Genomic DNA, 342 nt, shown 5'->3' with positions numbered 1-342 from the left:
GGTGAGGTTGCTGCGGGGTATGTGGCCGGGGTGTGGTCGTTGGAGGATGCGTGTGCGCTGGTGTCTGCGCGGGCTCGGTTGATGCAGGCGTTGCCGGCGGGTGGTGTGATGGTGGCGGTGCCGGTTTCGGAGGAGCAGGCCCGGGCGGTGCTGGTCGATGGTGTGGAGATCGCCGCGGTCAACGGGCCCGCGTCGGTGGTGCTCTCCGGTGACGAATCCGCTGTGTTGCGGGTTGCTGAGGGGTTGGGGAAGTGGACGAGGCTGTCGGTCAGCCATGCGTTCCACTCGGTGCGGATGGAGCCCATGCTGGAGGAGTTCCGGCAGGTGGTGTCCCGGCTGACT

At 67.8% G+C, this 342-nt stretch carries 1 protein-coding gene; it reads left to right on the top strand.

The window, feature by feature from the left end:
• The coding region (locus tag JK364_RS54775) for an acyltransferase domain-containing protein (protein ID WP_201858934.1) at nucleotides 1-342 on the top strand (342 nt) is incomplete at both ends.

It is taken from the genome of Streptomyces endocoffeicus (assembly GCF_016741935.1).
Taxonomy (GTDB): domain Bacteria; phylum Actinomycetota; class Actinomycetes; order Streptomycetales; family Streptomycetaceae; genus Streptomyces; species Streptomyces endocoffeicus.
The sequence above is the reverse complement of the archived record's forward strand: the minus strand, read 5'-3'. Positions and strand labels throughout refer to the sequence as shown.